This is a genomic window from Vibrio sp. 1562 (assembly GCF_033340155.1).
Lineage (GTDB): Bacteria > Pseudomonadota > Gammaproteobacteria > Enterobacterales > Vibrionaceae > Vibrio > Vibrio alginolyticus.
In genome coordinates this window covers 1-690 of record NZ_JAWOVY010000369.1, presented here as the reverse complement: position 1 = coordinate 690, position 690 = coordinate 1, and the positions used below count along the sequence as shown (strand labels likewise).

Annotated in this window: 1 protein-coding gene; it reads right to left on the bottom strand. The window is 53.2% G+C overall.

Annotation, left to right across the window (positions count from 1 at the left end):
• A partial coding sequence (locus tag R7Z49_RS25235; protein ID WP_318112417.1) for a VCBS domain-containing protein occupies window positions 1–690 on the bottom strand: 690 nt, incomplete at both ends.

Genomic DNA, 690 nt, shown 5'->3' with positions numbered 1-690 from the left:
GGGTCATCCACGTTTAAGTTGCCGCCAGTGGTCAGCGTTACGTCTTCTTGAACCGCGCCTTTATCATCACCCGGTTGGTCTGGTGTGATGATCGCTTTGTCGTCTAAGCCCGTGATCGTCACGACCACGTCATGAGTCGTGCCGTCCGCAGATGTTACTGTCATGGTGCGAATCACCGGATCGCTATCGGCGCCTAACGCTTGCACGTCTGGATGATTATTGTTCAGCTTATACGTCCAGTTACCTTGCTCATCGATAGAGAACGTACCCCAATTGTCATCTTGAACGTCGGTTTGCGGTTGGAATACCGCTTCACCTGCATCAGGGTCATCCACGTTTAGGTTGCCGCCAGTGGTCAGCGTTACGTCTTCTTGAACCGCGCCTTTATCATCACCCGGTTGATCTGGTGTGATGATCGCTTTGTCGTCTGAGCCCGTGATCGTCACGACCACGTCATGAGTCGTGCCATCTGCAGACGTCACTGTCATGGTGCGAGTCACCGGATCGCTATCAGCGTCTAACGCTTGCACGTCTGGATGATTATTGTTCAGCGCATACGTCCAGTTGCCATCAGCATCGATAGAGAACGTACCCCAGTTGCCATCTTGAACGTCGGTTTGCGGTTGGAATACCGCTTCACCTGCATCAGGGTCATCCACGTTTAAGTTGCCGCCAGTGGTCAGCGTTACG